This is a genomic window from Bacteroides faecis MAJ27, assembly GCF_900106755.1.
GTDB classification, from domain to species: domain Bacteria; phylum Bacteroidota; class Bacteroidia; order Bacteroidales; family Bacteroidaceae; genus Bacteroides; species Bacteroides faecis.
On sequence record NZ_FNNN01000066.1, the window covers coordinates 1 to 2,204 of the forward strand.

Annotated in this window: 1 protein-coding gene; it reads left to right on the top strand. The window is 42.2% G+C overall.

The annotated features are described in order from the left end of the window. Window positions 1-2,204 (top strand): UvrD-helicase domain-containing protein (locus BLW31_RS23635; RefSeq protein WP_177176627.1); only part of this gene is annotated, 2,204 nt, incomplete at both ends.

Genomic DNA, 2,204 nt, shown 5'->3' on the forward strand with positions numbered 1-2,204 from the left:
GTTCTGCATTGGAAATTGCACGTCAGGCAGGTTGGGACGATTCGGTATCCGATATTGAGACACGTGTTCGGACAGCTTTAGCGGCTTTGGAACAAAGTGGATACCTGGTAAGAGGGAGTAATATGCCTCATGTATATGCCACAGGCATTACGGTAAGGAACATGGATGAAGCAAGAAAACGTATATCAGCATCGCTGCTCTTTGGCAGTGACGAAATAGAAAAGGCAGTCCGAATCATTAAATCATTAATATCCCAGAAATATATTGCCAAAGCTCAAGATTCAGAAGCGGAGTCGCGGATTGATTATCTGGCAGACATTTTGGGAATAAGCAAAAGAGAAGTCATATCCGTGGTGGAACGAATGCGACAGGAAGGCATATTAGCCGATAGTAAGGATATATCTGCTTATTTGTTGGATACAGGTGACTCGGAAAGAAAATCACAAATACTCCTTGAACGTTTTGCAAAACTCGAACAATATATCCTTACCCACATTCCTGACGGGTCTTTGCGGATATCATGTAAGCAACTGAATGACAATGCTGTGAATGACGGAATCAATACATCCAAAGAAAAAGATATCCGTACACTACTCTATTTTCTTACCGTTAAGGGATATACTCGCAAGAAAGAGGATGAGGTCCACAATATGGAAATCAGTCGTCTGGCAGATATGGAATTAACTATCAAACGTTTTGAAAGGCGATTGGAGGTGAGCCGTTTTGCCATAGAATGGCTATACAGGCTAACCGCTGATACAGTAAAGGGGAATAAGGCCGTTCAATTTTCTGTAGTAGAACTTTTAAATCAAATAAAGTCAACTCCCCAATCTTTTTTTAGTGGGTTTGACAATCTACAGTTGGAAGACGTGGAGGAAGCACTTTTATATCTGTCAAAAATCGGTGCGCTCAAACTCGAAGGCGGCTTCTTGGTCCTTTATAACACCATGAATATACAAAGAATAAAGGATAACAAATCGAGATATAGACAGGATGACTACCGGATGCTTAGTGAATTCTACAAGCAGAAGATTCAGCAAGTTCATATTGTGGGTGAATATGCTAATCTGATGGTAAAGGATTATAATTCAGCTTTGCAATATGTTCAGGACTATTTCCAAATGGACTACAAGAAATTTGTCACCAAATATTTTAAAGGAGAAAGAATTAGTGAAATACAGCACAACTTGACACCACAGAAATACAAACAATTGTTTGGTCAGCTGTCCAAACGTCAAATGGAGATTGTTGCCGACAAGGATTCACGTTGCATCGTTGTCGCGGCAGGTCCTGGCAGCGGAAAGACACGTGTACTAGTTCACAAACCCGCATCACTTCTTCTGCTTGAAGATGTAAAACACGAGCAACTTCTGATGCTAACGTTTTCAAGAGCAGCCGCTACAGAATTCAAACAAAGACTTATGGAACTGATAGGCAACGCTGCTCACTTTGTTGAAATAAAGACATTCCACTCCTATTGTTTTGACCTCTTGGGGCGGATAGGAAACCTTGAAGATGCCAAAAATGTCGTAGCAAAAGCTACCGAGATGATTAATCAAGGAGAAGTGGAACCAAACAAAATAGGCAAAACGGTACTGGTCATAGACGAAGCTCAGGACATGGGCGTTGAAGAATATGCACTTGTAAAGGCCCTTATGAATAAAAACGAAGAGATGCGTGTGATAGCAGTAGGCGATGATGACCAAAGCATTTATGAATTCCGTGGGGCCGATTCCGGATATATGTACCAGCTGTCACAGGAGCCCGGCAGCAAGTTGGTCGAGATGACTGAGAATTATCGCAGTGCGCACCAACCAGTTAATTTCGCCAACGAATTTGTGCGAGGTATCAGTAAAAGGATGAAAAGCACACCAATTATCTCAATGAGGGAAGAGGATGGTTGGGTTGGTGTGACACGCCATCAATCAAAGTATATATTTCAGCCGCTCGTTGAGGAATTGATTCATTATCGGGGGAGCGGTACCTCGTGTGTGCTCACCCAAACGAATGAAGAAGCTGTAATCTTGGTAGCTCTTTTGCGGAAATATGGCATAAACAGCAAGTTGGTACAGTCTATGGATGGTTTTCTTTTCTGGAATATGGCGGAGATGAGGTATTTCTTGAGGTATCTGGACAAACGAGTGAGGACACCTCTAATTCCAGAGGAATTATGGAAAGACGCCAAACATGCAACCTTTTCCGCC